The organism is Shinella zoogloeoides, from assembly GCF_022682305.1.
In the GTDB taxonomy this organism is placed as follows: Bacteria; Pseudomonadota; Alphaproteobacteria; order Rhizobiales; family Rhizobiaceae; genus Shinella; species Shinella zoogloeoides_B.
Map to the genome: position 1 here is coordinate 1,623,877 of NZ_CP093528.1, position 25,747 is coordinate 1,649,623.

Here is a 25,747-nt window from a genome sequence, read left to right on the forward strand (position 1 = left end):
CCATGGAGGCGGATGCGGCCGGTTCTCTCAGCCGGCGCCATCCCGGACAACAAGAGATAATGCCGACGCCGAAAGGCATACGGCCGGGGAAGCGAAGCCGCAGATGACGGAAGGCGATAGCCTGCTTTCGAATGAACAGGGTGGCAGCGCGGTTTCCGATCGTCGCGCCTCCTTTGCCCTGCCGGGCCTCATGCTGGCCGGCGGCGCGCTGGTTGCCGCAACGATTTCGCTGTTCATCCTGCTCGGCCTGACACCGATCAAGCCCGAACCCAATGTCGTCATCGCTTCGGCGACGATCAATGCGCTCTTCGTCGTCGGCCTGATGTTCCTGATCGGCCGCGAGATCCTGCGCCTGCTGCGCGCGCGCAGTCGCGGCCGCGCTGCTGCCCGCCTGCATGTGCGCATCGTGGCGCTGTTCTCCATCGTCGCCATCACGCCGGCGGTGCTCGTCGCCATCTTCGCCTCCATCACGCTCGATGTCGGCCTCGACCGCTGGTTCTCCATCCGCACCCAGTCTATCGTCAGTTCCTCGTTGAACGTCGCGCAGGCCTATGTGCTGGAGAACGCGAGCTACCTGCAGGGCCAGACGGTCTCCATGGCCAACGACCTCGAGCGCAACCGGCAGCTCTACAGCCTTGACCGTACCGGCTTCATCGACCTGATGACGCGGCAGGCGCGCGGGCGCGGCATGCTCGGCGCCTTCCTGCTGCGTGCCGACGGCTCCACGATCCTGAAGGCCAACATCCCGACCGAGAGCCCGTTGCCGCCGATTCCGGAGGATGCCCTCAGGGCATCGGCCGCCGGACAGCCGACGCTGATCCCGCCGGGCACGACAAACCTTGTCGGCGCCATCATCAAGCTCGAGAACATCCCGAACGCCTTCCTCTACACGGTCCGCACGGTGGACCCCGAAGTCATGCGCTCCATGCGGATGATGGAGGAGAACACGGCGGAATACCGCGCACTGGAAGCCGGCCGCACGCCGCTGCAGATCGCCTTCGGCGTCCTCTATCTCGGTTTCGCGCTGATCGTGCTGCTCGCCGCCATCTGGACCGCCATCGCGGTCGCCGACCGGATCGTGCGGCCGATCCGCCAGCTCATCGGCGCGGCCGACAGCGTCGCTTCCGGCAATCTCGACGTCAGCGTGCCGGTCCGCGTGGCGGATGGCGACGTCGGCAATCTCTCGCGTACCTTCAACAAGATGATCGCCGAGATCCGCGCGCAGCAGGACCAGATCCTCGACGCCAAGGACGAGGTGGACCATCGCCGCCGCTTCATCGAGGCCGTGCTGTCCGGCGTGACGGCCGCCGTCATCGGCGTGGAGGAGGACGGGCGGATCACCATCGCCAACCTTTCTGCGGAAATCCTGCTCGGGCGCGACGTCAACGCGCTCATCGGCATGCCGCTGGCGGAAGCCGCGCCGGAGATCGCCGCCGTGCTCGCCGAAGGTTCGACGCGCTACCGCAACGACCACCGCAAGCAGATCAACATCATGCACGGTGGCAAGGAGCGGACGCTGAACGTGCAGGTGACGCGCGAGGAGGCGAAGGATGCGCAGGAATCCTATGTCGTCACCATCGACGACATCACCGACCTCGTCATCGCGCAGCGCTCGACCGCCTGGGCGGATGTGGCGCGCCGTATCGCGCACGAGATCAAGAACCCGCTGACGCCGATCCAGCTTTCCGCCGAACGCATCCGTCGCCGCTATGGCAAGCAGATCGACCAGGAGGACCGCGCGGTCTTCGACCAGTGCACGGACACCATCGTGCGGCAGGTCGAGGATATCGGCCGCATGGTCGACGAGTTCTCGGCCTTCGCGCGCATGCCGAAGCCGACCAAGGAGCGCTCCGACCTGCGCAGTATCCTCAAGGATGCCGTGTTCCTGCGCGAGATGGGCAATACCCATGTCGTCTTCCGCAAGGAGCTGGGCGATGTGGCGCTGTCGGGTCTGTTCGACGCGCGCATGCTCGGCCAGGCTTTCGGCAATCTCATCAAGAATGCGGTGGAGGCCATCGAGGCTTTGCCGCCGGAAGCCTCGCGTGACGAGCGCAAGATTCTCGTCCGCGCCGAGGCGGACGATGCGGGACGCCGCTTCGTGGTCGATGTCATCGACAACGGCAAGGGCCTGCCGACCGAGAACCGGCATCGCATTCTCGAACCCTATATGACGATGCGCGAGAAGGGCACGGGTCTTGGCCTCGCAATCGTCAAGAAGATCATCGAAGACCACGGCGGGCAGCTCGAGCTGCATGATGCGCCTGCGGACTTCGATCACGGCCACGGGGCGATGATCCGCGTGATCCTGCCCTATGAGGAAACGGTGGCCGCCGATGCGGACAAGAAGAACAAGGAAATGAGCCATGGCCTCTGATATTCTTGTGGTGGACGACGAGGAGGACATCCGCGAGATCGTCTCCGGCATCCTTTCCGACGAGGGGCATGAAACGCGCACCGCCTTCGACAGCGACAGTGCGCTCGCCGCCATCAGCGATCGCGTGCCGCGCCTCGTCTTCCTCGACATCTGGATGCAGGGCAGCAAGCTCGACGGCCTCGCGCTGCTCGACGAGATCAAGAGCCGCCATCCGGACCTCCCGGTGGTGATGATCTCCGGCCACGGCAATATAGAGACCGCCGTTTCGGCGATCCGGCGCGGCGCCTACGATTTCATCGAGAAGCCCTTCAAGGCCGACCGGCTGATCCTGATCGCCGAGCGGGCGCTGGAAAATTCCAAGCTGCGCCGCGAGGTGACGGAACTGAAGAAGCGCTCGGGCGATCCGGCCGAGCTGATCGGCACCTCCGTCGCCGTCTCGCAGCTTCGCCAGAACATCGAGAAGGTCTCCCCGACCAACAGTCGCATCATGATCCTCGGCCCCTCCGGCTCCGGCAAGGAACTGGTGGCGCGCATGATCCACCGCAAGTCCAGCCGCGCGGGCGGGCCGTTCGTCGTGCTGAATGCGGCGGCGATCACCCCGGAGCGCATGGAGATCGCGCTGTTCGGCACGGAGGGCACGCCCGGCCAGCCACGCCGGACGGGCGCACTGGAAGAGGCCCATGGCGGCATCCTCTATCTCGACGAGATCGGCGAGATGCCGCGCGAGACGCAGAACAAGATTCTCCGCGTGCTGGTCGATCAGCAGTTCGAGCGCGTCGGCGGCTCCAAGCGGGTGAAGGTCGATGTGCGCATCATCTCCTCCACGGCCTACAATCTGGAAAGCCTGATCGCCGAGGGTGGCTTCCGCGAGGACCTCTACCATCGCCTCGCCGTGGTGCCTGTGCGCGTGCCGCCGCTTGCCGAACGCCGCGAGGACATCCCGTTCCTCGTCGACATGTTCATGCGGCAGGTCAGCGAGCAGGCCGGCATCCGCTCGCGCAAGATCGGCGACGATGCGCTGGCCGTCCTGCAGGCGCACGACTGGCCTGGCAACATCCGCCAGCTTCGCAACAATATCGAGCGCCTGATGATCCTCGCACGCAGCGACGGTCCTGACACGCCGATCACCGCCGACATGCTGCCGACGGAAGTCGGCGACATGCTGCCGAAGATCTCCACGCAGGGCGATCAGCACATCATGACCCTGCCGTTACGCGAGGCGCGCGAAATGTTCGAGCGCGATTACCTCATCGCCCAGATTAACCGCTTCGGCGGCAACATTTCCCGCACGGCCGAATTCGTCGGTATGGAGCGCTCCGCGCTCCATCGCAAACTGAAGTCGCTTGGCGTATAAGCCCCTCCGGGATTTGAGGGATTCGACGATATGAAGGTCATCATCTGCGGCGCCGGGCGCGTCGGTTACGGCATCGCGGAGCGCTTGTCCGAAGAGGGCAACGACGTGTCCGTGATCGACAACCAGCCTTCGCTCATCGCCGCCATCACGGAAACGCTCGATGTCAGCGGTATCGTCGGCCATGGTGCGCATCCCGAGGTGCTGGCGAAGGCCGGCGCGGACCAGGCCGACATGCTGATCGCAGTGACGCTGTTCGACGAGATCAACATGGTCGCCTGCCAGGTCGCCCATTCGCTGTTCAACGTTCCGACCAAGATCGCCCGCATCCGCTCACAGAACTATCTGGCGCCGGAGTATTCCGACCTCTTCTCGCGTGAGAACCTGCCCATCGACGTGACCATCTCGCCGGAGGTGGAGGTGGGCAAGATGGTGCTCCGACGCATCTCCTTCCCCGGCGCGACGGATGTCGTGCGCTTTGCCGACGACCGCATCGTCATGGTCGCCATCGAGTGCATGGAGGATTGCCCGGTCGTCGAGACGCCGCTGAAGCAGCTCAGCGAACTGTTCCCGGACCTCAACGCCACCGTTACCGGCATCTATTCCAACGGAAAGCTCTCGGTTCCGAGTTCTTCCGACCAGCTTCATTCCGGCGATCTTGCCTATGTGGTCTGCGACAAGGGGCATGTGCGGCGCACGCTCGCGCTCTTCGGGCATGAGGAGCAGGAGGCGGCCCGCATCGTCATCGCCGGCGGCGGCAATATCGGCTACTTCGTCGCCAAGGCCATCGAGGACTACCAGCCGAAGACCCGGCTGAAGATCATCGAGAGCGACCGCGAGCGCGCCGTCGCCATTGCCGACAAGCTGCGCAACACCGTCGTCCTGCACGGTTCGGCGCTCGATCAGAAGATGCTGATGCAGGCCGATATCCAGGATGCGGATCTCATCGTTTCGCTGACCAACAACGACCAGATCAACATTCTCGGCAGCGTCATGGCGCGGCGGCTGGGCTGCAAGCAGAACCTCGTCCTGATCAACGATCCGGCTTATGAGGACTTCACCAAGACCCTCGGCATCGATGCGCATATCAACCCGCGCGCCGTCACGATCTCCGGCATCCTCCAGCATGTCCGCAAGGGCCGCATCCGCTCGGTCTACGCCGTGCAGAAGGGGGCGGCCGAGGTGATCGAGGCCGAGGCGCTGGAAACCTCGCCGCTCGTCGGCAAGCCGCTGCGCGAGATCGAGCTGCCGCCCGGCATCCGTATCGGCGCGGTCTACCGCGACCAGACGGTGATCCGCCCGGACGGCAACACGAAGATCAAGGCGAAGGACCGCGTCGTGCTCTTTGCCGCCGCCGGGGCCGTGCGCCATGTCGAGCAGCTCTTCCGCGTCAGCATCCAGTATTTCTAGGAAAGCCATGCCCCGTTTCGCCTATGTCAACGGCCGATATGTCCGCCACGCGGATGCCGCGGTGCATATCGACGATCGCGGCTTCGTCTTCGCGGATAGCGTCTACGAGGTCTGCCAGATACAGCAGGGCTTCATCGTGGACCTGACGCGCCATCTCGATCGGTTGGACCGGTCGCTGGGCGAACTGCGCATGCGCTCGCCGATGCCGCGCGCCGCGCTGGTCGCCGTCATGCGCGAGGTGCTGCGCCGCAACCGCGTCGTCAACGGTATGGTCTACTGCCAGGTGACGCGCGGTGTCGCCCGTCGCGACCATGTCTTTCCCTCGCCGGACGTGCGCCCCACGCTCGTCGTCACGGCGAAATCCCTCAACCCGGCGGCGAACGCCGCGAAATACGCCGCCGGCATCAAGGCGGCAACGGCGCCCGATAACCGCTGGGGCAGGGTGGACATCAAGACGGTCGGCCTCCTGCCGAACGTGCTGGCGCGCCAGCAGGCGAAGGAAGCGGGCGCGCAGGAGGCGATTTTCGTCGATGCGGACGGTCATGTGACGGAAGGCGGCGCGACGAACCTGTGGATCGTCGACAAGGCCGGAAAGCTCGTCACGCGCCCCGCCGACCATGCGATCCTGCGCGGCATCACGCGCACGACATTGATGGACGTTGCCGCCAAACTCGGCATCGAGGTCGAGGAGCGGCGCTTTACCGTCGCGGAAATGCTGGAAGCCCGGGAGGTTTTCGTCACTGGGGCGACGACGATCTGCCTCCCGGTCGTTTCCGTCGACGGCAAGACCATCGCCAACGGCCATCCCGGCATGACCGCGCAGAAAATCCGGGAGGCTTTTTTCGCCGTTGCGGAGAAGACCGCGATTTGATACCAAAATCGGCGGTCCGGCTGTCAAGCCGGGCCTGGGGACATTTATTTTCAGTCAACCGGTCTCAAGGGCCGGCAATCAGAAAGAAGCGGCGCCATGGCGGAACGTTCTCAGAACCTGCAGGATCTTTTTCTTAATACCGTTCGCAAGCAGAAGATTTCCCTGACGATCTTCCTCATCAACGGGGTCAAGCTGACCGGGGTTGTCACCTCCTTCGACAATTTCTGCGTGCTGCTCCGTCGCGACGGTCATTCGCAGCTCGTGTACAAGCACGCGATCTCCACCATCATGCCCGGCCAGCCGCTGCAGATGTTCGAGACCGAGGAAAGCGGCTCCTGACAGGACCCAAGACCATTAGCAAATCCGACATAGCCAAGGATTCCATCGTTCCGGACGCTGAAAAGCACCGGGACGACATGCGTGCCGTCGTCATCGTGCCGGTGTTGAAGGCCGCGCGCGGAAAACCCGATCCGGCGGCGCCCGCGCCCCGGTCCGACGAGGCGCGTCTTGAAGAGGCCATCGGCCTCGCGCGCGCCATCGACCTGACGATTGCTGCATCGGCCATCGTGACTGTCAGCCAGCCGAAGCCCGGCACGCTGCTCGGCACCGGCAAGATCGCGGAGATCAAGGCGCTGCTCGACGCGCACGACGCCGGCCTCGTCATCGTAGACCATCCGCTGACGCCGGTGCAGCAGCGCAACCTGGAAAAGGAATGGGCTGCGAAGGTCATCGACCGCACGGGCCTCATCCTCGAAATCTTCGGACGCCGCGCCTCCACCAAGGAAGGCACGCTGCAGGTCGAGCTTGCCCATCTCAATTACCAGCGCGGCCGTCTCGTTCGGAGCTGGACCCACCTTGAACGCCAGCGCGGCGGCGCGGGCTTCATGGGCGGCCCGGGCGAAACGCAGATCGAAGCCGACCGCCGCCTGTTGCAGGACAAGATCGTCAAGCTGGAGCGCGAGCTGGAGCAGGTGCGCCGCACCCGCCAGCTTCACCGTTCCAAGCGCAAGAAGGTGCCGCATCCCATCGTCGCCCTCGTCGGCTATACCAATGCCGGCAAGTCGACGCTGTTCAACCGCATCACCGGGGCAGGGGTTCTGGCCGAGGACATGCTCTTCGCCACGCTCGACCCGACGCTGCGCCGTATGAAGCTGCCGCAGGGCCGCACGGTCATCCTCTCCGATACCGTGGGCTTCATCTCCGACCTGCCGACCCACCTCGTCGCCGCCTTCCGCGCGACGCTGGAAGAGGTGCTGGAGGCGGACCTGATCCTCCATGTGCGTGACATGTCCGACCCGGATAACGGCGCGCAGTCCTCGGACGTGCTGCGCATCCTCGCCGATCTCGGCATCGACGAGAAGGACGGCGCGGAACGCATCCTCGAAGTCTGGAACAAGATCGACCGGCTGGAGCCGGAGGCGCGCGAGGCGCTGGTGCAGAAGGCCGGGACCCAGCCGAACGTGATGGCCGTCTCCGCCATTTCGGGCGAGGGCGTCGATGCGTTGCTGGCCGAGATCAACCGGCGGCTTTCCGGCGTGCTGGTGGACCGCGATGTCATCGTGCCGGTCATGCAGTTGCAGCTTCTGCCGTGGATATACGACCATTCGATCGTCGATGCCCGCGAGGACCTCGAAGACGGCAATGTGCGGCTGGAACTGCGATTGACGGAAACGGAAGCGGCGGAACTGGATCGTCGTCTCGGCATCGGTCAGAAGCCGGTGCGTGAGGATTGGGAGCGCTGAGGGAGACAGTGGGCCTGTTCGCGCACGGCCCCTCATCCCGCTGCCGCGACCTTCTCCCCGCAAGCGGGGAGAAGGTCGCGGCAGCGGGATGAGGGGCAATCCCTCCTACTTCGCCAACTGCCGCTCGATCCCCTTTGCCGCCTGCCACAGCTCTTCCATCCGCTCCAGCGTCGCCTCTTCAAGGCTCTCGCCATTGGCTGCGAGCGTGTCCTCGATATGCGAGAATCGGTTGCGGAACTTGGTGTTCGTGCCGCGCAGCGCCATTTCCGGGTCCGCGCCGACATGGCGCCCGATATTGACGAGCGCGAAGATCAGGTCGCCGAGTTCGTCTGCGACGGCCTTCTGGTTGCCGTCACGCAGCGCCTCGCGCAGTTCGCCGATCTCCTCCTCGATCTTGTCGAGGATCGGCGCGGGCTCCGACCAGTCGAAGCCGACCTTGGCGGCGCGTTCCTGAAGCTTCAGCGCCTCGACGAGCGCCGGGAAAGAACGCTGGACGGAGCCAAGATGATGATGGAGCGGGTCTTCCGGCAGGCCGCGCTTCGCACGGCGCTCCCGGCGCTCCTGCTTTTCCGCCTGCTTGATCGCATCCCATTGCAGCTTCACCGCCTCGGGCGTTTCCGCATCCGAGCGGGCGAAGACATGCGGGTGGCGGCGGATCATCTTGTGCGTCACGGCCTCCACGACATTGCCGAAATCGAATTCGCCCCGCTCCTCTGCCATGCGCGCATGGAAGACGACCTGCAGGAGAAGATCGCCCAGCTCCTCGCAAAGGTCGTCCATGTCGTTGCGCTCGATGGCGTCCGCGACCTCGTAGGCTTCCTCGATCGTGTATGGCTTGATCGTCTCGAAGGTCTGCACGATGTCCCACGGGCAGCCGGTTTCCGGCTGGCGCAGGGCGGCCATGATTTCGATCAGGCGGTCGATGTCGCGGCTCGGCTGCATGGCGGTTCTCAGTTCAGCGGGATGTTGTTGCCGGCCTTGCCGGACTGGTAGCTGTCCGAAAGGGCGTCGTAAGCCGCGCGGATTTCGGCGTCCTGCCGGCGCAGCCCCGGCTTGTCGGCCTCATCGGACGTGGCGATGAGATCGGCGATGGCGGCGGAGTGCCAGAAGGCGTTGGTCTTGGCATAGCCGCCCGGATCGAGCCGGAAGACTTCCTTCAGGATACGCAGGTCGTGCGGGATGGCGAAGCTGTCGCGCGAATCCTCGTGGCTGAAGAAATAGTAGAAATTGTCGAAGCCGGCCCAGGTGATGGCCGAAAGGCACATGGAGCAAGGCTCGTGCGTGGAGAGGAAGATATAATCCTTTGTGTCCGGCTTCTCGATGCGCTCGTAGAGGCGCTTCAGTGTGTGCACCTCGCCGTGCCAGAGCGGATTTTCCGTCTCGTTGTTCGTCTCGGCCAATACCAACGAGAGGTCCGACTTGCGCAGGACGGCCGCGCCAAAAACCTTGTTGCCGGCAGCGACGCCCTCGCGCGTCAGCGGCAGGATGTCGAATTCGATGACGTCGAGGAGGCGTTTGGCGAGGGCGGCCTGATTCATGGCGGAAGTCCCGGGTTCTGAAGTCTATGAGGCATCCTTAGCGGTCGCTGCGGCGGGCAGGCAAGGGCGGCCGGTGACTTATGCTCAAAATGCGGGACCTCTGAGCAAAACAATACGCCCCTTCAAGGCCATTGGAATTTCTGTTTCTTTTGTTCCTTGCCGGTTTTCGCGATAGTGCGCACACTTTAACCGGACCAGGCCATGACCGAAACGCAAGACAAGCTTACGACATTCCCGGCATTCTTCCGCGTCAGCGGCAGGATGGTCGTTGTCGTCGGCGCGGGCGACGAAGCCTTCGCCAAGGCGCGCCTGCTGTTCAATACGGATGCCCGGATCGTCGTTCTGGCTGAGGAGCCGGAAGCCGATTTCGCCCGCTTCATCGCGGAAAAGGGCCTCGATCTCGTCCGTGTACTCTTCTCGAAGGATGCCATCGCGGGCGCGACGCTCGTCTTCGCGGCAACCGGTGATGCGGCCGCCGACCGCGCTATCGCCGCGACTGCCCGGGAGTTGCATATTCCCGTCAATGCGGTCGACCAGCCTGACCATTGCGATTTTTTCACGCCGGCGCTGGTTAATCGCGCGCCGGTCGCCGTCGCCATCGGTACGGAGGGCGCAGGCCCGGTGCTTGCGCAGATGATCCGCGCCGAGGTCGACCAGGTTCTTTCACCGTCGCTCGGCCGGCTCGCGAGCCTTGCCAACGGCTACCGCGAAGCGGTCGACCGCATCCTGCCGCGCGGTGTCACCCGCCGCGTCTTCTGGCGTCGCTTCTTCCGGGGCGCGGTCGCCGATGCCGTCAACAACGGCGATATCGAACTGGCTCGCCGTTCCGCCAATACGCTCCTGAATTCGCAGGGCAGGGCTGCCGGTCATGTCTGGCTCGTCGGCGCCGGTCCCGGCGCGGAGGACCTGCTGACGCTGCGCGCCCAGCGGGTGATGATGGAAGCCGACGTTATCGTCTTCGATGCGCTCGTGCCGCAGGCCATCGTCGACATGGGCCGCCGCGATGCCGAGCGCCTGTCCGTCGGCAAGCGCAAGGGCTGCCATTCCAAGTCGCAGGAAGAGATCAACGATCTGCTCGTCGACCTCGGCAAGTCGGGAAAGCGCGTCGTGCGCCTGAAATCCGGCGATCCGCTCGTCTATGGTCGCGCCGGTGAGGAAATGGCCGCGCTCCGCCAGGCCGGCATCACTTACGAGGTCGTGCCCGGCATCACCTCGGCCTTTGCCGCCGCTGCCGATTTCGAGCTGCCACTGACGCTGCGCGGCGTCGCCTCCTCGCTCGTCTTCACCACCGGCCACGACCTGACGGGCGCCGTGCTGCCGGACTGGGCGCGGCTTGCGATTTCCGGCGCTACGGTCGCCGTCTATATGGGGCGCACGGTCGCCGCCTCCGTCGCCGCGCGGCTGATGGATGCCGGTCTTCCTGCCGAAACCACCGTTGCCGTCGTGGAAAATGCCAGCCGCCGCGAAAAGCGGCTGCTGCACGGCACGCTGAAGGACCTTCCGGGCCTCGAGCACCGCGACGAGCTTTCCGGCCCGGTCATGGTGATCATCGGCGAAGCCGTCGCCGGCGCCAATTTCGAACATTCCGAACCGCTCGCCGCCCGCGCGCCGGTTCGCGTCACAGCAGCACTGGGAGCATGACATGGCCGACAAGGTTCTGACAGCCAACCGCCTTTCCGACGGAATTTCCGTCTGGCTGGATGCCGCCGGCACCTGGAACGAATCGCTCCAGGCGGCTTTCGTCGCGCGCCACAAGGAGGCCGTCGAGGCGCTGGAAGCCACCGGCAAGCAGGCCTTCGCCGATAACAAGGTGGTTGACGTCAACGTCGTCGATGTAGAGGAAATCGACGGCGTGCTGCGCCCGCTGCGCATGCGCGAGCGCATCCGCGCGCTCGGCCCGACCATTGCCTATGCCGCCGGCTATGTCGGCCTGACCGCGACGGCCGCACCGGCCTGAGGATTTTGCATGTACCGCTACGACGAATTCGATCACGCCTTTGTTTCCGGCCGCGTTGAGCAGTTCCGCGACCAGGTCACCCGCCGTCTTTCCGGCGAACTGGCGGAGGATGCCTTCAAGCCGCTGCGCCTGATGAACGGCGTCTATCTCCAGCTTCACGCCTATATGCTGCGCGTCGCCATTCCCTACGGCACGCTGAATGCGCGCCAGATGCGCATGCTGGCCCATATCGCCCGCAAATACGACCGCGGCTATGGCCATTTCACCACGCGCCAGAACATCCAGTACAACTGGCCGAAGCTTTCCGAGCTGCCCGATGCGTTGGCCGAACTTGCAACGGTCGAGATGCACGCGCTCCAGACCTCGGGCAATTGCATCCGCAACGTGACGGCCGACCATTTCGCCGGGGCTGCGGCCGACGAGGTCGCCGATCCACGGCCCTATGCGGAAATCCTGCGCCAGTGGTCTTCCGTCCATCCGGAATTCTCCTTCCTGCCGCGCAAGTTCAAGATCGCCGTCACCGGCGCGGAGCGCGACCGCGCGGCCATCCAGGTGCACGATATCGGCCTGCACCTGAAGAAGAACGAGAAGGGCGAGATCGGCTTTGCCGTCTATGTCGGCGGCGGGCAGGGCCGTACGCCGATGATTGCCAAGAAGATCCGCGACTTCCTGCCGGAAGAGGACCTTCTGTCCTACACGACCGCCATCATGCGCGTGTACAACCTGCATGGCCGCCGCGACAACAAGTACAAGGCGCGCATCAAGATCCTCGTGCATGAGACGGGCGCAGAGGAGCTTGCGCGGCAGGTGGAGGTGGAGTTCGCCGACCTCAGGGACAGCGAGCTGAAGCTGCCGGAGCGCGATGTCGCCGCCATCTCCGCCTATTTCGCGCCGCCGGAACTGGCGCCGCGTGCCGAAGGCTGGGCGAGCCTTGCGCAGTGGAAGAAGGCCGATGAGGACTTCGCCCGCTGGGTGCACCAGAACGTGCAGCCGCACAAGCACCCCGACTACGGCATGGTGACGATCTCGCTGAAGCCGATCGGCGGTATTCCGGGCGATGCGACCGACGCGCAGATGGAAGCCGTTGCCGACATTGCCGAGGAATATGCCTTCGACGAGATCCGCGTCAGCCATGAGCAGAACCTCATCCTGCCGCATGTGGCGCTGGCCGATCTGGAGCCGATCTATCGCGGCCTCGTCGCGGCAGGGCTTGCGACTGCCAATGCCGGCCTCATCACCGATATCATCGCCTGTCCGGGGCTGGACTACTGTGCGCTTGCGAACGCCCGCTCGATCCCGGTCGCGCAGGAGATTTCCACGCGCTTCGGTGCGCCGGAGCGCCAGGCCGAGATCGGCGAACTGAAGATCAAGATTTCCGGCTGCATCAATGCTTGCGGCCACCACCATGTCGGCCATATCGGCCTTCTGGGTGTCGAGAAGAAGGGCGAGGAGCTTTACCAGATCACCCTTGGCGGCTCGGGTGACGAGAACACGTCCATCGGTGAGATAATCGGCCGTGGCTTCGAGCCGGAGAAGGTGACGGACGCCATCGAGGTGATCGTCGATACTTATCTCGGCCTGCGTCTAGACCCGTCCGAAATCTTCCTCGACGCCTATCGTCGTGTGGGGCCGCAGCCGTTCAAGGATGCGCTCTATGGCGACAAGACGGCGGAAGCGGCCTGAGGAGAACGGTCATGACGAAAATCTGGAACGAATCCGGCTTCGTGGCCGACGACCCGTGGATCATCGAGACCGAAGAGGTGCAGGCCGGCTCGAACGAGAAGGCCATCCTCGGCCTCGACGCTTTTCTTGCGAAGACGGACGGGACGGGCCTCGGCGTGCTCATCAACCCGGCTGATGACGTACGCAGGCTGGAAGGTCATCTCGACCGGCTGGCGCTGGTGGCGGTCGCGTTTCCGGCCTTCAACGACGGCCGGGCCTTCAGTCATGCCTCGCTGCTGCGTTCGCGGCTCGGCTTTACGGGTGAGGTGAGGGCGGTCGGCGACGTACTGATCGACCAGATCCCGCTGATGCTGCGCTGTGGCGTCGACAGTTTCGCCGTGAGCAATGCAACGGCGCTGAAGCGACTAGCGGAAAGCCGCCTGCCGGGCATCGACAACCACTACCAGCCGACCGCGCGTCCCTCGCAGGATGTCGGCTCCTATAGCTGGCGGCGGCGGGCCTGATTTCAGGCCCGTTTTCCGCTCCCGGCCAGCGAATGGCCGCAATCGCGGTATAGTCTTGAGCAAGATCAAGGACAACGCCGACGCTCTGCGCGAAAAGAAGCGTGCGGCAAACTATTGCGCGGCCAATCGGCGCATTGGAACGGTATACCTTCCTTTGCCGCTCAACATGTAATATCTGCCTATCGTCAATTTTTTCCGACGCAAGCCAGGATCGATCCCGAAATGAACGCACCTGCCAAGACCGAAGAATTCGTTCCCGCCATCCCCGCCGGCGTCTTTGCCGAGACGGTGACGAGCGTGCAGCACTATACGGATCGTCTGTTCCGCTTTCGCATGACGCGCCCGGAAAGCTTCCGCTTCCGCTCGGGCGAATTCGCGATGATCGGCCTGATGGTCGGAGACAAGCCGGTCTATCGCGCCTATTCCATCGCAAGCCCCTCCTGGGACGAGGAACTGGAATTCTTCTCGATCAAGGTGCCGGATGGCCCGCTGACCTCGCATCTCCAGCAGATCAAGGTGGGCGACACCGTGCTGATGCGCAAGAAGCCGACCGGCACGCTCGTCCTCGATGCGCTGACGCCCGGCAAGCGGCTCTACATGTTCTCCACCGGCACCGGCATCGCGCCCTTCGCGAGCCTCATCCGCGATCCGGAGACCTATGAGAAATTCGACGAGGTCATCCTGACGCATACCTGCCGCGAGGTCGCCGAGCTGAAATACGGCTTCGACCTCATGGAGGAGATCCGCAATCACGAATTCCTGTCGGAAGTTGTCGGCAACAAGCTGCGCCACTATGCGACCGTGACCCGCGAGGACTTCCCGTTCCAGGGCCGCATCACCGACCTCATCACCAACGGCAAGATGTTCGCCGACCTCGGCGTGCCGCATTTCGACCCGGCGGTCGACCGCGGCATGATCTGCGGCTCCGCGGCGATGTTGAAGGAAACCAAGGCGCTGCTGGAGCAGGCGGGCCTCACCGAGGGCGCCAACAGCAAGCCCGGCGAATTCGTCATCGAGCGCGCCTTCGTCGACTGAGCGGCCAGATATTCCTTGAAAAGGCGCCTCCGGGCGCCTTTTTTGTGGGCGCTTTTCCGGTCAGTCGGACAGGTGGTTCAGCAGGTCGCTCATCGCGGATGCGGCGGCGGGGCCGTCGCCATTGCGAATGGCGCGGATGACCTTCACGTGCAGGTCCACCGAGCGGTCCATGTGCCGATGATCGGCGCGGGCGAACCAGAGGCGGCGCGAATGCGTCTGGAGCGGCGCGAGCGCCGCCGTCAGGAAGCGGTTGGGGCAGGCTTCCTCCATGATCTCGTCGAAGGACTTATCGGCCGCGAGAAACCCTTCCATGTCGGACTGGATCGAGCAGGCGGTCATCGTCTGCGCGCAGGCGATGAGGCGGTCGCGATGCTCGTCGCCGGCATGGCGGGCGACGAGGTCGGCGGCCAGCGGCTCGAGTTGCCGGCGCGTTGCCATCACCTCGGCGTGGTCGTCGGGGCGGATCGCGGCGATCTGCAGCCCGGCGCGGGGACGTACGGCGATCAATCCCTGCCATTCCAGCTTCTGGATCGCCTCGCGAACCGGCGTCCTGCCGTGGCCGGCAAGCTCGATAAGCTGCTTTTCCGTGACCAGCGAGCCGGGTTTCAGCTTGAGCGTGACGATGAGGCCTTCAAGGGCGAGATAGGCGAGGTGGGCTTGCGACGCCGCGGTATCCGTCATTCCGGTATCCTGATTGATATATCACATGGTCGCATGTCGCAAAACGAATGGCAAGCCAACTGATATATCAGGGGCGAGAGGTGCATGAGAAGCGATCGGCGGCGCATGCATTGAGCGGGATGACGCCGCGTGCGTTTCCACGGACATTTTCTCTTGCGTATGAAGCCTTCCTGCGCGTTTTCCCCCGTGCCCTGGAAAGACCCGAATAAAGCCGTGCACCGGCCCGTCGATAGGAGGATTGCGGTTGACGAATGTCATGGGCCTTGCCAGCATGCCCGCCACGTCGAACCGTTCAGTTGCATTTGTGGGGGCATGGATTGACTGCGGGTTCAATCATCGCGACGCTTCTGATCGTCTTCGCCGGCCTTCTGGCCGTGCCGGCCGTCAGCCACACCAATGCAGGCACCACCGTTTCGCTGATGGCCTCCTCCATGGCTTTCGTCGCCATGGGCCTCGCGCAGTTCATGGCGACGCGTCCGCCCTTCATCGAACGGCTCTTCGGCGGCCTCGACCGTATCTACCAGTTCCACCGCAAGGTCGGCATCGCGGTGCTCTGTCTTATCCTCGTGCACTATTTCGTCACACCGGACTTCCAAGGGCTTTCGCTGACGGGCGATCTCAACAAGCTCGCCAAGACGGCGGGCGAATGGGCCTTCTGCGGCTTCGTCCTCCTGCTCGTCCTCAGCCTCCTGAAGGGCGTTCCGAAGACGCGCCTCCAGATTCCCTACCAGTACTGGCGCTTCACGCACCGCTTCATCGGCCTGCTGTTCGTGATGGTCGCCTTCCACCAGATGTTCATCAAGCGCCCCTATGACGGTACGGTGCTGCTGGCCACCTATCTCAACGCCTTCGCCCTCGTCGGCATCGTCAGCTATGCCTACACGCAGCTCCTGCCATGGCTGCGCACGCGAAAATACGCGGTGGCGCAAGTCGAGCGCCACGATGGCGCGACCATCATCACGGCGCGGCCGACAGGCCGCAAGCTGCGGGCGCTGCCCGGCCAGTTCGGCTTCTTCCGGGTAAACAAGTCCGGCCTTCGCGAGCCGCATCCCTTCACCATCGCCGGCATCGAGGACGACGGGACCGTGCGCTTTGCCATCAAGCCGCTGGGCGATTACACGAAGGCCCTGCGCGAAGCGGTCGCGGTCGGGGACGGGCTGACGCTGGAGGGCGGCTACGGCCACTTCAACCACAGGCGCGGCGGCAAGAAGCAGATATGGCTCGCCGGCGGCATCGGCGTCACGCCGTTCCTCGCGATGGCGGGGCGGCTGAAGGGCGACGAGGGGCAGGATATCCACATGGTCTATTGCGTGCGCGACGGGGCCGAGGCCATCGGTCTCGATACATTCAGGACGCAGGCCGAAAAACTCGGCAATTTCAGCTTCATCCTGCACAATTCGTCGACGGACGGCCGTCTCGACGCCGCCCGGCTCGTTGCCGGCACCAGCATGAATCCCGCCGAGGCGGACCTCTGGTTCTGTGGCCCGCCGCCGTTGCGGATGGCCATCGAAAAGGGGTTGAGGGAATTGGGCAAGACGCCACGGCGCGTCGAGTTCGAGCGTTTCGAGTTTCGGTAAGAGAATTCCGGCCGGCCCGCCGGCCTCATGAAGCGAGGGAACACGCCATGCGCCTGTTCAGCACATCCATCGTCCGGCTTGGCGCTGCGCTCGGCGTTGCCGCCGCCATCATCTGTCCGGCGGGGGCCTTTGCCGTCGACCAGTTCGCGGTGGATGCCTACGGCACCTATCAGGCGAATGCCGAGAAGGGCAAGATCCTGTTCGGCGCCGCCGGCTGCGGCGCCTGCCACGGCTCGGGCGACAATACCGAACTCCTCTCCGGCGGCATGGAGATGCAGACGGCGATCGGCAAGTTCTTCGCGCCTAATATCTCCGCCCATCCGAACGGCATCGGCGGCTGGTCGAATGCGGACTTCCTGAACGCCGTCATGGTCGGCCTGAAGAAGGACGGCGACAACCTCTATCCGGTCATGCCCTACACCTCCTATGGTGGCATGAAGCCGGAGGACGTGCTGGACATCAAGGCCTATATCGAGACGCTGCCGCAATCCGACGCCGCCTCGAAGGAACACGAGATCGCCTTCCCCTTCAGCCGCCAGACGACGATCACGCTCTGGAAGCGCAGCCACTTCACCGTTCCGGCCTACCAGCCGCGCGAGGAAACGCAGATGGAGCGCGGCCGCTACCTGGTGGAGAATGTCGGCGGCTGCGGCGATTGCCACACGCCGCGCACCACGACCTACGGCCTCGACCTTGCCCGCGCCTACGAGGGCGAGAAGGGCCTGACCGGCGCCGTCGCGCCCGATATCACCAAAGCGCGCATGAGCGGCCTCGCCTCGCATGAGATTTTCACGAAGGGCCTCATCGCGGAGGGCAACAAGCTCTCCGGATCGCCGCTGTCCGATCCGGTCATGCGCCGCATCGCACATGGCCTGTCGATGCTGTCCGACGAGGACAAGCAGGCCATGTACGCCTTCCTCGCCGACCGCGAGGTGAAGGTGACGCCCGTCGAGACCAGCGCCACGCCGGTCTGCAGCGAGGCAACCTCCGAAAGCGCGCTCGCCGCGGGTGGGGGGAGCACGGAATTCGCCTCGGCGGCCGATGCCTTCATCGGCAAATACTGCCGCAACTGCCACGGCCCGGGCGAAAGCTCGCAAGGCTCCTTCCCCTCGGGCGATCTTGCCTCGATTGCCGCCAATCCGGCTTTCGTGACGCCGGGCGACGCCGCCAAGTCGTTGCTCTATACCAGCGTCACCAGCGGCCGCATGCCGCTCGGCAAGCGCCCCGACGACGCCGAGGTGCAGAGCCTGGCCAACTGGATCAATTCGCTGAACCAATCCGCCATCCCCACCGCCGTGTCGGCGACGCAGGTCAAGCGCGCCCGCCCGATGCTGAAATATCTCGATTTCGTCGAACTGGCGCTGCGCGATATCTCGAAGGTCAGCGAGCACGACCAGCCCTTCATGCGCTATTTCAGCTATCGCGACCAGTATAACGGCATGATGAGCTGCGAGACGCACGAGACCTTCCTGAAGCGCATGAAGGTTCTGGCGGGCGGCTTCAAGAAGCTGCTGAACTCGCTGTCCTACGGTCCGCAGCTCGTGCTTCCCGAAGAGGTCGAAGGTTCGGATGGGTTGCTTGTGCGCATCGACCTGCGCGATCTCGAATGGAGCCAGGACGACTACGATTTTCTGATCAACGAATATGTCTACGGCGTCGATCCGGAAAGCGACGCGCAGCTTCATGCGCTGGCAAAGGCGACGCAGACCCAGCTACCGATCATGCGCGTCGACTGGTTCATGAGCAACGGCGCGCGGCCCAAGGTCTATAATCGCCTGATGAAGCTGCCGACCAACATCCTGGAGCTGGAACAGCGCTTCGGGGTGAATGTCGAGGACAATATCGTGCGCCGCCGCATCGTCCGCGCCGGCTTCGCCGACGGTTCATCCGGCGTCTCCGACCATAACCGCATGCTGGAACGCCACGACATGCCCTTCGGCGGCTATTACTGGAAGTCCTACGACTTTGCCGGCGATGTCGGCCGCCAGGTATTGAAACGCTTCCCGGCGGGGCCGCACGGCGTTCCGCTGGCGGCGGGCCTCGAACCCTTCGAGCATGACGGCGGCGAAATGATCTTCTCGCTGCCGAACGGTTTGCAGGGCTATTATCTGTCGACCAACAAGGGCGATCAGCTCGACGTCGGCCCGACCTCGATCGTGTCCTTCCGCAAGCGGCCGATCGGCAAGGGCGTGGAGATCGTCAACGCCCGGTCCTGCTTCGACTGCCATTTCGACGGCATCCTGTCGAAACGCGACCAGCTTCGTGAGCATATCGAGACCTCGACGCTGTTCTCCAAGGACCAGCAGGACGAGCTGCTGGCCGTCTATGTGCCGCAGGAGAAGCTGAATGAGGTCTACAAGCGCGACACCGATCGCTTCGTCGCCGCGCTCGACCGCCTCGGCATCACGGAAACCACTGCAGGCGGCGGCAAGACCGGCCTGAAGGCGCCCGGCGGCGCGGAGATCTTCACCTACTTCGCCGACAAGTACGAAGACCAGCTGGATTTCGAGCAGCTTGCATCCGAGTTCGAGATGACGCCTGAGGAGTTCGCCTCGGATATCCGCCGCATCGCCGACGTCAATGCCCTGCGCATCGGGCTCGACTGGGTCGCGACGCTCGAGGCCGGCGCGACGATCCCGCGCGTGGAACTGGAAGAGCAATACGCCTTCATGCTGGAGCCGCTTCGCCAGCTCAGGCCGCTGAAGCACGGCGTCAATCCGGACATGCCCGCCGACATCACGCACCAGCAGCAGGTGGCAACCAGCGACCAGGCGAGCGTGGCCTATATGGTGCCGGCCTACAAGCAGGACGACAAGGCGCAGGCCGAGAAGGTGAAGCTGGCCCTGCATGTCGCCTCGACGCGGGCAAGGGTCGGGGACCGCCTGAGCTTCGAGCTGAGCACGAACCATGCCTGCGAACTCCAGGTCGTCTATGTGGAGGATACCGGCAATGTCGAGATCATCCCGGACGTGATGATCGGCAGCACGACGCTGAACCCGGGCGAGCGCCGCCTCATCCCGCAGCCCGGCACCGGCAACCTGACCTTCGATTCGCCGTCGCCCGGCGAAACCATGATCGCCGTCTGCAAGGCCGGCGGTCTCGGCGACCGCAAGCTTACGGTGGACAGGGCAAGGCAGCTCGTCGCCGGCTCGAAGCAGCCGACGACACGCGGGCTTGCCATCAACCTTGCCAAGCAGGCGGAGGAGGACAACGGGGCGAGCGGCCTGCAGATGGTGACGTTCGAGATCCGATGATAAGAACGGCAGGGGCCTTACGCCCCTGTCATTTCCAAAGGCTATGAAGGCAGGGCCGACGATGCTGATGCAATCCCTTCGCTGCGGGGCAGTTACAGATGTAAGGCCGCGCGGCGCCTTTGCCGGAATGGCCGTCGCGGCGACACTCTTCCTGCTGGCCGGCGCCGCGCCGGCGGCTGCCGCCTGCGAGGCCTTCACCGGCGTCGTCGAGGCGTTCAATGCGGGCGACGAGGCGAAGGCCCGCGCCTTTGCCGCAGCGGCGGGCACCGCCAATTGCCGCGCAGGCGAGCGCACGCTGATCGGCCGCATCGCATCGCTGACGACCTTCAACCGCATCACCACGGCAGTCGGCAACGGGGAGAGACTTTCAGATCATCAGGCGTTGCTCGAGGAGCTTCAGAAACAGTATGGCGGCCCCTGGCAGGTCTACGATGCGCTTGGAGATCTCGCGCGCGAACGCAAGGACTACGAGCAGGCCGCACGCCTCTACCAGCTTGCGCTGGAAGACAGCGCGAACGAGACGCTGACGCCGGACTGGATGGCGCCCGACGCGCAATACATCCTGCGCCTCGACAGGCTGGCCAGCGAGATGCGCCTTGCCGCGCCGCGTCCCGTGCAGCTCGCCATGCGCGGCGGCTGCAAGATTTCCTTCCGCGGCGTCAAGATAAAGAAGAAATCGACGCCGGTGCGCTATGTCTTCGGGACTGCGGATTTCACGCCCGAGGGCGTGGAGGCCGCCAAGGACCTTGCCGAATGCCTGAAGGCCGTCAAGCCCGCCTCGATCCGGCTGATCGGCCACACCGATTCGGTTGGTTCGGCCGAGGCGAACTATACGCTTTCGCTGGCACGCGCCGAAACGTTGAAAGCCTATCTCGCCGATGTCGGCTATGCGGGTGCGATCACCACCGAGGGCAGGGGCGAGGACCAGCCCTTCAAGCCGGACGACGCCACCACTTATGACACGGAAATGCTGAACCAGCTCAACCGTCGGGTGGAGGTGGACGTGGAATGATGCGGACGCTACCCCGCCTGCTGGCGCTTTCCCTCGCTTTTGCCTTTCCCGGGCCGGCTCTCGCGGCGCAGACCTATGCGCTGGTAGTCGGCGCCGACCATTATCCGAACGATGTGAGTCTCGACGGCGCCGTGCGCGATGCGGAGGACGTCTACAGGTCGATGACTGCTGCGGGGTTCACGGTCGTCAAATTCACCGACGCCGAGGCGCGCAAGGACGTGATCCGCAAGGCCTGGACCGACATGGTGGCGACGGCGACGGCGGACGATACGATCATCTTCACCTATGCCGGCCATGGCGCGCAGATGCCCGAGCTTGTCGCCGGCGACGAGGCGGACGGGCTGGACGAATTCCTCCAGCTTCCGGGCTTCGACCGCAATCGCTACGAGGAAACGTCGAACGAGATCATCGTCGACAATGAGATGAATGCCTGGTTCGCCGAGGCGGAGGGCAAGGGCGTGCATGTGCTCTTCGTGTCCGATAGCTGCTTTTCCGGCGGCATGAGCCGGTCCGTGACGGGCAAGAGCCGTCTTGCGCCTGCCGTGACGGTCAAGCTCTCGGCCCCCTCGCAGGAGGCGATCGACGGGGCGAGCCTCAAGGAGATCGATTTCAAGCAGGTGACCGTGCTCGCCGCCTCGCTGGAAAGCCAGCCGACCCCCGAGGTCATCATCGACGGCGAGCCGCGCGGCGCGCTGAGCTGGAGCTTCGCCCGCGCCGTGGAAGGCAGCGCCGACCGCGACGGCAACGGCCTTATCACGCGCATCGAGCTGGAGGACTACATCTTCTCGAACGTGAAGAACCGTTCGGAGGCCCTGCAGGTGCCGAACTTCATGCCGCAGGTGGCGCGTTCGGAGAGCGAGGTCGTGGTAACGCTGACCCGCGGCCTTCCGGCCGGAGCCGCAAGCGATACGGCCGCCGCCGACAGGATCGTGAAATCGGCCGGTGAACTCGGCTGGACCGGCAGGATCGCCCTCCGCATCGATGGCGACGCTGCAAGGCCGAACAATGCCGATGGCACCGGCACGCCCTTCCTCTGGGATGTGGCAAGCGGCGTCTTCTACACGCCGAACGGCGATGTCGCGGCGGAAAATGTCGGGCCGGATCGCATCCAGGCCGTGGTGGACAAGTTCGTCCTCCTCGATTTCCTGAAGGCCATGGCGAGCCAGAATCCCGGCTCCGTCTCCCTGACGCCGGCGAAGGATATCTACGCTGCCGGCGACCGCCTGCGCTTCGATGCGCCGCCGGGCCGCTATCCGAACATGCTGGTCTTCAACCTCGCCAATACCGGCGAGGTGCAGTTCCTCGACATGCAGGTGGCCGGCAGCGGCGCCTCGCAGTTCAAGCTGACGGATGTCGAGGTCGTCAGGCCCTTCGGTGCCGACCATCTCGTCACCATCTGGACCGCCGAGCCGATCGATGCCATCGGCGCGGTTCTCGCTGACAGCAACGTGACCGCCGACGCCCTGCTGCAGGCACTGGCGACGCGCCTCGACGGCAAGGCGGCGAGCGTCGCCATCCAGCCTCTCTATACGCGGGAAACGCTCTGATGATCCGCTGCGCCGCCGTCCTGCTTTCGCTCCTGCTGGCGTCCGGCGCAAGCGCGGCCGACCGCGCGCTCCTGATCGGCATCGGCACCTATGCCACCCTGCCGGAGAAGCTATTCCTCGAAGGGCCGAAGAATGACGTGCCGCTGATCGAGAAGCTGCTCAGGGAAAAGCAGGGCTATGCGGCCGATTCGATCCGCATCCTGCGTGACAAGGATGCGAGCCGCGCCGCGATCCTCGCCAGTATCGACGAATGGCTGGTCGCCGGCACGCAGCCCGGCGACCGCGTCTATCTCTATTTTTCCGGGCACGGCCTTCAGGTCAAGGATCAGGATGGCGACGAGGAGGACGGGCTGGACGAGGCGCTGTCGACCTATGACATCGTCGCAGGCGACGGCGACTGGACGAACGTGATTCTCGATGACGAGATCGACGCGATGCTCGCGAAGCTCAAGGACCGCGCCGTCTCCATCGTCATCGACGCCTGCCACTCCGGCACGATCTCGCGGTCTCTTTCCGCACAGGTGGGCGATGCGATGGAAAGCGCGCGCTTCCTGCCGCGCCCCCGCGCCAAGCCGGTGGACGAGGTGAAGACGCGCGGCCTGCGCGTCGATCTGGCGATCGTCGACAAGCCCGATGTCGCAAAGCAGAGCGGTGTCGAGGCCTGGAGCGCGGCGTCCTCCTATCAGGTCGCCTGGGACGATACGCGCCTGCCGCCGGAGGAGCGCCACGGTGTTTTCACGCTCTCCTATGTCGACGGCCACGAGATCGCCGCATCCGACAGCAACGGCAACGGCATCGTCTCGAATGCCGAGTTGCTCGACTATGTGAAGAAGCAGTCGCAGGCCTATTGCGCCGGACAGGACCAGTGCCAGGGCCTCGATCCCCAACTCGAGGTCAATTACGCGCTACTCGGCGCCAGCGCCGTGTCCCCGGCCGCCGAGACCGGCCAGCAGACATCGGATTCCGGCAAGGTCGAGGAGGTGAAGATCGACAATACCCAGCAAACCGCCTATGTCGCGGCCGACCCGGTCGAGGCCGTCGGCGATATCCTCGGCAAGGCGCAGACCGGCGATGTCACGGTTGCGCTTTCCTCCGACCGCCTGAAGAGCGGCGACACCTTCCGCATCACGGTGACGAGCGTCACCGGCGGGCATCTCGTCCTCTACGACGTGGACAAGGACGGCAAGGCGACGCAGATATTCCCCAACGAAGCGGCGCAGAAGATCACCCGCCTTGCCGCAAATACCCCGATCACCATCCCCGACGACTATTATGGCTTCGATTTCGAGGCGGAAGGCCCGAGCGAGAACGTACTGGTGGCCATCGTCGTCGCCGACGACGTGGACCTTACCAGGATCGCCCCGAGCGACTACGGTCTCACCAAGGAACTCGACGCCCGAACCACCATCGCCGAGATCGCTGGCACGTTGAACGGGACCTGGACCCGTGACACCGAGAACCGCAGCGTGAACTGGTCGCTCGGGCTCTTGAAATACACGGTCTATTGAGAGGCTGATCCGGGTGTGCCTCAGGCCTGAAAGAGCTTTCTCACCCGCTCGGAGGATTCGGGTGTCCCGTCCGCAGCAAGGGAAAGAAAGTACTGAACCTGCCATTGCTGCGTTCGTATCGCATCTTTCGCCGTCGGCCGGCACCAAGGAGGATAGACGCGGATGGCCCGCTTTCCTCCTTTGCCGTTGCGCGACATGATGTTCTTTTCAAGCAGGATCTCCCGATTGAAGATAAACTGCCCTCGGTGTTCGGCATCCGAAACGCTGATCACGACGAACGTCACGCCGTCCGCGATATCCAGCGGCGCGATCTCATCCTCCGTCGTCGGCCGTTTCCAGATCGTCACGAACTGCCCGACCTTGGTCGGCGTCGTCCTCGCGATGCGGAAGGCAACGGCATGACCGTCCAGACCGAAGCGGCAGGCTCCGTATTCCGCGCTCTCGGCCTCGCGCCGGGCCGGGTGAGTCACGCTCATTCCAGCGGACTCATATACATCACGGATAGCGTCGTTCAGCAGGTCCAGGGCGGAATCCGGCATGTTCTTGCTTATCGTCATAGCGGTCCATGTGTGCCCAGCGATCTCTGCAAATTTCAGGACGTTACGGGCTGAGTGGTGGTGAGCGCGCAGGGATTCGAACCCTGGACCTACTGATTAAAAGTCAGTTGCTCTACCGGCTGAGCTACGCGCTCCCAAGCGGTGCGAAGGGCGCCCCGCGGAAGTGCGCGGAACATAGGCAGGACGATTTGCCGGGTCAACCCAGAAAATGGGGCGGAAAACAGCTTTTGCTGCATTTCGCCGCGTTCTCCAAAAGGTGATTGGCAGGAGAGGTTCGCGGCGGCTATCTGAGAGCGCAAACGGAGGCGTGGGCGGGTTGTCGGACAGCCCTGGCCGCATTCCTCCGGTCCTTTCGGAGTGGTCCCTTGTCGATTGCCGATATTTCCCTTTTGAGCGCGCTTCTTGCCGGGGCGCTGTCGTTCCTTTCGCCCTGCGTGCTGCCGCTCGTGCCGCCTTATCTGTGCTATATGGCGGGCATTTCGGTGGATCAGTTCCGTGGGAACGAGGCGGTGGCCGTGCGGCGCGATACGCGCGGCGCGGTGCTTCTGGCGGCGTTCTTCTTCACGCTGGGATTCGCCACGGTCTTCATCGCGCTCGGCGCGGGAGCCTCGACGATCGGCATGGTGCTGCGCCGGCATCTCGATGTCCTGGCGCAGATCGGCGGCGTCATCATCATCCTGATGGGCCTGCATTTCCTCGGCGTGCTGCGCATCGGGCTCTTTGCCCGCGAGGCGCGCTTCCAAGGTGGCGGCAAGCCGGCGACGGCGTCCGGCGCCTATCTGATGGGCCTTGCCTTCGCCTTCGGCTGGACGCCCTGCATCGGGCCGGTGCTCGGCGCGATCCTCGGCGTCGCGGCAGCACGCGAGACCGTGGGCGACGGGGCGATCCTGCTCGCCGTCTACTCGCTGGGTCTGGCCGTGCCGTTCTGGATCGCGGCGGGCTTTTCGGGGGCTTTCATGCGCTTCCTCGTGCGCTTCCGTCGCCATCTCGGCACGGTTGAGAAGGTGATGGGCGTGCTTTTGATCCTCACCGGCCTTGCTTTCATCTTCGGATATATCAGCGCCGTCGCCATCTGGTTCCAGCAAACGTTTCCCATCCTCTCGCAAATCGGCTAGTCGGAGGTATCAGCCTCAGCGAGCGGGAGCAG

At 64.4% G+C, this 25,747-nt stretch carries 21 protein-coding genes and 1 tRNA gene; 17 read left to right on the plus strand and 5 right to left on the minus strand.

Going from position 1 to position 25,747, the window contains the following annotated elements; genetic code table 11:
- The first annotated feature begins 103 nt into the window (after positions 1-103).
- From MOE34_RS08410 to hflX, 6 genes are all read left to right on the plus strand, one after another.
- Positions 104-2,374: a sensor histidine kinase NtrY-like gene (locus MOE34_RS08410; protein WP_242222824.1), complete on the plus strand. Its 2,271-nt coding sequence runs from the start codon at positions 104-106 to the stop codon at positions 2,372-2,374.
- Positions 2,364-3,728 carry a sigma-54-dependent transcriptional regulator gene (locus MOE34_RS08415; RefSeq protein WP_242222826.1) on the plus strand — a complete coding sequence of 455 codons (1,365 nt, stop codon included), beginning with the start codon at positions 2,364-2,366 and terminating at the stop codon, positions 3,726-3,728. Before MOE34_RS08410 ends, MOE34_RS08415 begins: the two co-directional genes overlap by 11 nt.
- A gap of 30 nt (positions 3,729-3,758) precedes the next feature.
- The gene (gene trkA, locus MOE34_RS08420; protein ID WP_242222828.1) at positions 3,759-5,135 is read left to right on the plus strand and encodes a Trk system potassium transporter TrkA; all 1,377 of its coding nucleotides are present in this window, start codon (positions 3,759-3,761) and stop codon (positions 5,133-5,135) included.
- A 7-nt stretch (positions 5,136-5,142) separates the two neighbouring features.
- Positions 5,143-6,006 (plus strand): D-amino-acid transaminase, encoded by an 864-nt coding sequence (locus MOE34_RS08425; RefSeq protein ID WP_242222830.1) that lies wholly within the window; start codon positions 5,143-5,145, stop codon positions 6,004-6,006.
- A gap of 96 nt (positions 6,007-6,102) precedes the next feature.
- Positions 6,103-6,345 (plus strand): RNA chaperone Hfq, encoded by a 243-nt coding sequence (hfq, locus tag MOE34_RS08430; RefSeq protein WP_023514954.1) that lies wholly within the window; start codon positions 6,103-6,105, stop codon positions 6,343-6,345.
- Between the two features lie 77 nt (positions 6,346-6,422).
- Entirely contained in the window at positions 6,423-7,748 is a 1,326-nt protein-coding gene (gene hflX, locus MOE34_RS08435) for a GTPase HflX (protein WP_242222832.1), read from the plus strand.
- A 105-nt stretch (positions 7,749-7,853) separates the two neighbouring features.
- On the opposite strand, the gene mazG is transcribed toward hflX, so the two are convergent.
- Together mazG and MOE34_RS08445 are read right to left on the minus strand one after the other, a co-directional pair.
- Positions 7,854-8,690, minus strand: coding sequence for a nucleoside triphosphate pyrophosphohydrolase (mazG, locus tag MOE34_RS08440; protein ID WP_242222847.1), 837 nt, complete (start codon positions 8,688-8,690; stop codon positions 7,854-7,856).
- An 8-nt stretch (positions 8,691-8,698) separates the two neighbouring features.
- Positions 8,699-9,286, minus strand: coding sequence for a deaminase (locus MOE34_RS08445; RefSeq protein ID WP_242222849.1), 588 nt, complete (start codon positions 9,284-9,286; stop codon positions 8,699-8,701).
- A 201-nt stretch (positions 9,287-9,487) separates the two neighbouring features.
- Here MOE34_RS08445 and cysG point away from each other — a divergent pair, with 201 nt between their 5' ends.
- From cysG to MOE34_RS08470, 5 genes are all read left to right on the plus strand, one after another.
- Positions 9,488-10,927, plus strand: a complete 1,440-nt coding sequence (gene cysG, locus MOE34_RS08450; RefSeq protein WP_242222851.1) for a siroheme synthase CysG — start codon at positions 9,488-9,490, stop codon at positions 10,925-10,927.
- Position 10,928: 1 nt separating this feature from the next.
- Entirely contained in the window at positions 10,929-11,243 is a 315-nt protein-coding gene (locus MOE34_RS08455) for a DUF2849 domain-containing protein (RefSeq protein ID WP_242222853.1), read from the plus strand.
- Between the two features lie 9 nt (positions 11,244-11,252).
- On the plus strand, positions 11,253-12,926 hold the full coding sequence (locus MOE34_RS08460) for a nitrite/sulfite reductase (RefSeq protein ID WP_242222855.1): 1,674 nt from the start codon (positions 11,253-11,255) through the stop codon (positions 12,924-12,926).
- A gap of 11 nt (positions 12,927-12,937) precedes the next feature.
- Entirely contained in the window at positions 12,938-13,429 is a 492-nt protein-coding gene (locus tag MOE34_RS08465) for a DUF934 domain-containing protein (protein WP_242222856.1), read from the plus strand.
- 222 nt (positions 13,430-13,651) lie between these two features.
- Positions 13,652-14,464, plus strand: a complete 813-nt coding sequence (locus MOE34_RS08470) for a ferredoxin--NADP reductase (RefSeq protein WP_242222858.1) — start codon at positions 13,652-13,654, stop codon at positions 14,462-14,464.
- A 60-nt stretch (positions 14,465-14,524) separates the two neighbouring features.
- On the opposite strand, the gene MOE34_RS08475 is transcribed toward MOE34_RS08470, so the two are convergent.
- On the minus strand, positions 14,525-15,145 hold the full coding sequence (locus tag MOE34_RS08475; protein ID WP_242222861.1) for a GntR family transcriptional regulator: 621 nt from the start codon (positions 15,143-15,145) through the stop codon (positions 14,525-14,527).
- 317 nt (positions 15,146-15,462) lie between these two features.
- Between MOE34_RS08475 and MOE34_RS08480 the strand changes: the two genes are divergently transcribed.
- The 5 genes from MOE34_RS08480 (at position 15,463) to MOE34_RS08500 (ending at position 24,043) form a co-directional block, all read left to right on the plus strand.
- Positions 15,463-16,722, plus strand: coding sequence for a ferredoxin reductase family protein (locus MOE34_RS08480; protein WP_242222863.1), 1,260 nt, complete (start codon positions 15,463-15,465; stop codon positions 16,720-16,722).
- Positions 16,723-16,769: 47 nt separating this feature from the next.
- A complete protein-coding gene (locus MOE34_RS08485) occupies positions 16,770-19,976 on the plus strand; it encodes a c-type cytochrome (protein WP_242222865.1) in 3,207 nt (1,068 codons plus the stop codon).
- Positions 19,977-20,037: 61 nt separating this feature from the next.
- Positions 20,038-20,988: an OmpA family protein gene (locus tag MOE34_RS08490; RefSeq protein ID WP_242222867.1), complete on the plus strand. Its 951-nt coding sequence runs from the start codon at positions 20,038-20,040 to the stop codon at positions 20,986-20,988.
- Positions 20,985-22,535: a caspase family protein gene (locus tag MOE34_RS08495; RefSeq protein WP_242222869.1), complete on the plus strand. Its 1,551-nt coding sequence runs from the start codon at positions 20,985-20,987 to the stop codon at positions 22,533-22,535. The genes MOE34_RS08490 and MOE34_RS08495 overlap by 4 nt, the downstream gene beginning before the upstream one ends.
- The gene (locus MOE34_RS08500; RefSeq protein ID WP_242222871.1) at positions 22,535-24,043 is read left to right on the plus strand and encodes a caspase family protein; all 1,509 of its coding nucleotides are present in this window, start codon (positions 22,535-22,537) and stop codon (positions 24,041-24,043) included. The genes MOE34_RS08495 and MOE34_RS08500 overlap by 1 nt, the downstream gene beginning before the upstream one ends.
- 20 nt (positions 24,044-24,063) lie before the next feature.
- On the opposite strand, the gene MOE34_RS08505 is transcribed toward MOE34_RS08500, so the two are convergent.
- Entirely contained in the window at positions 24,064-24,582 is a 519-nt protein-coding gene (locus MOE34_RS08505) for a MepB family protein (RefSeq protein ID WP_242222873.1), read from the minus strand.
- Positions 24,583-24,658: 76 nt separating this feature from the next.
- Positions 24,659-24,734: transfer RNA gene (locus MOE34_RS08510), tRNA-Lys, on the minus strand.
- A gap of 231 nt (positions 24,735-24,965) precedes the next feature.
- Between MOE34_RS08510 and MOE34_RS08515 the strand changes: the two genes are divergently transcribed.
- Positions 24,966-25,715: a cytochrome c biogenesis CcdA family protein gene (locus MOE34_RS08515; protein ID WP_242222875.1), complete on the plus strand. Its 750-nt coding sequence runs from the start codon at positions 24,966-24,968 to the stop codon at positions 25,713-25,715.
- Positions 25,716-25,747: the final 32 nt, after the last annotated feature.

Excerpts from the sequence above, each read along its gene's own strand:
- MOE34_RS08460 (WP_242222855.1), top strand. The coding sequence starts at position 11,253 with ATGTACCGCTACGACGAATTCGATCACGCCTTTGTTTCCGGCCGCGTT.
- MOE34_RS08490 (WP_242222867.1), top strand. The coding sequence starts at position 20,038 with ATGCTGATGCAATCCCTTCGCTGCGGGGCAGTTACAGATGTAAGGCCG.
- MOE34_RS08495 (WP_242222869.1), top strand. The coding sequence starts at position 20,985 with ATGATGCGGACGCTACCCCGCCTGCTGGCGCTTTCCCTCGCTTTTGCC.
- MOE34_RS08505 (WP_242222873.1), bottom strand. The coding sequence starts at position 24,582 with ATGCCGGATTCCGCCCTGGACCTGCTGAACGACGCTATCCGTGATGTA.
- mazG (WP_242222847.1), bottom strand. The coding sequence starts at position 8,690 with ATGCAGCCGAGCCGCGACATCGACCGCCTGATCGAAATCATGGCCGCC.
- hfq (WP_023514954.1), top strand. The coding sequence starts at position 6,103 with ATGGCGGAACGTTCTCAGAACCTGCAGGATCTTTTTCTTAATACCGTT.
- MOE34_RS08425 (WP_242222830.1), top strand. The coding sequence starts at position 5,143 with ATGCCCCGTTTCGCCTATGTCAACGGCCGATATGTCCGCCACGCGGAT.
- MOE34_RS08445 (WP_242222849.1), bottom strand. The coding sequence starts at position 9,286 with ATGAATCAGGCCGCCCTCGCCAAACGCCTCCTCGACGTCATCGAATTC.
- MOE34_RS08470 (WP_242222858.1), top strand. The coding sequence starts at position 13,652 with ATGAACGCACCTGCCAAGACCGAAGAATTCGTTCCCGCCATCCCCGCC.
- MOE34_RS08465 (WP_242222856.1), top strand. The coding sequence starts at position 12,938 with ATGACGAAAATCTGGAACGAATCCGGCTTCGTGGCCGACGACCCGTGG.
- MOE34_RS08500 (WP_242222871.1), top strand. The coding sequence starts at position 22,535 with ATGATCCGCTGCGCCGCCGTCCTGCTTTCGCTCCTGCTGGCGTCCGGC.
- MOE34_RS08455 (WP_242222853.1), top strand. The coding sequence starts at position 10,929 with ATGGCCGACAAGGTTCTGACAGCCAACCGCCTTTCCGACGGAATTTCC.
- MOE34_RS08410 (WP_242222824.1), top strand. The coding sequence starts at position 104 with ATGACGGAAGGCGATAGCCTGCTTTCGAATGAACAGGGTGGCAGCGCG.
- hflX (WP_242222832.1), top strand. The coding sequence starts at position 6,423 with ATGCGTGCCGTCGTCATCGTGCCGGTGTTGAAGGCCGCGCGCGGAAAA.
- MOE34_RS08475 (WP_242222861.1), bottom strand. The coding sequence starts at position 15,145 with ATGACGGATACCGCGGCGTCGCAAGCCCACCTCGCCTATCTCGCCCTT.
- cysG (WP_242222851.1), top strand. The coding sequence starts at position 9,488 with ATGACCGAAACGCAAGACAAGCTTACGACATTCCCGGCATTCTTCCGC.
- MOE34_RS08485 (WP_242222865.1), top strand. The coding sequence starts at position 16,770 with ATGCGCCTGTTCAGCACATCCATCGTCCGGCTTGGCGCTGCGCTCGGC.
- MOE34_RS08415 (WP_242222826.1), top strand. The coding sequence starts at position 2,364 with ATGGCCTCTGATATTCTTGTGGTGGACGACGAGGAGGACATCCGCGAG.
- trkA (WP_242222828.1), top strand. The coding sequence starts at position 3,759 with ATGAAGGTCATCATCTGCGGCGCCGGGCGCGTCGGTTACGGCATCGCG.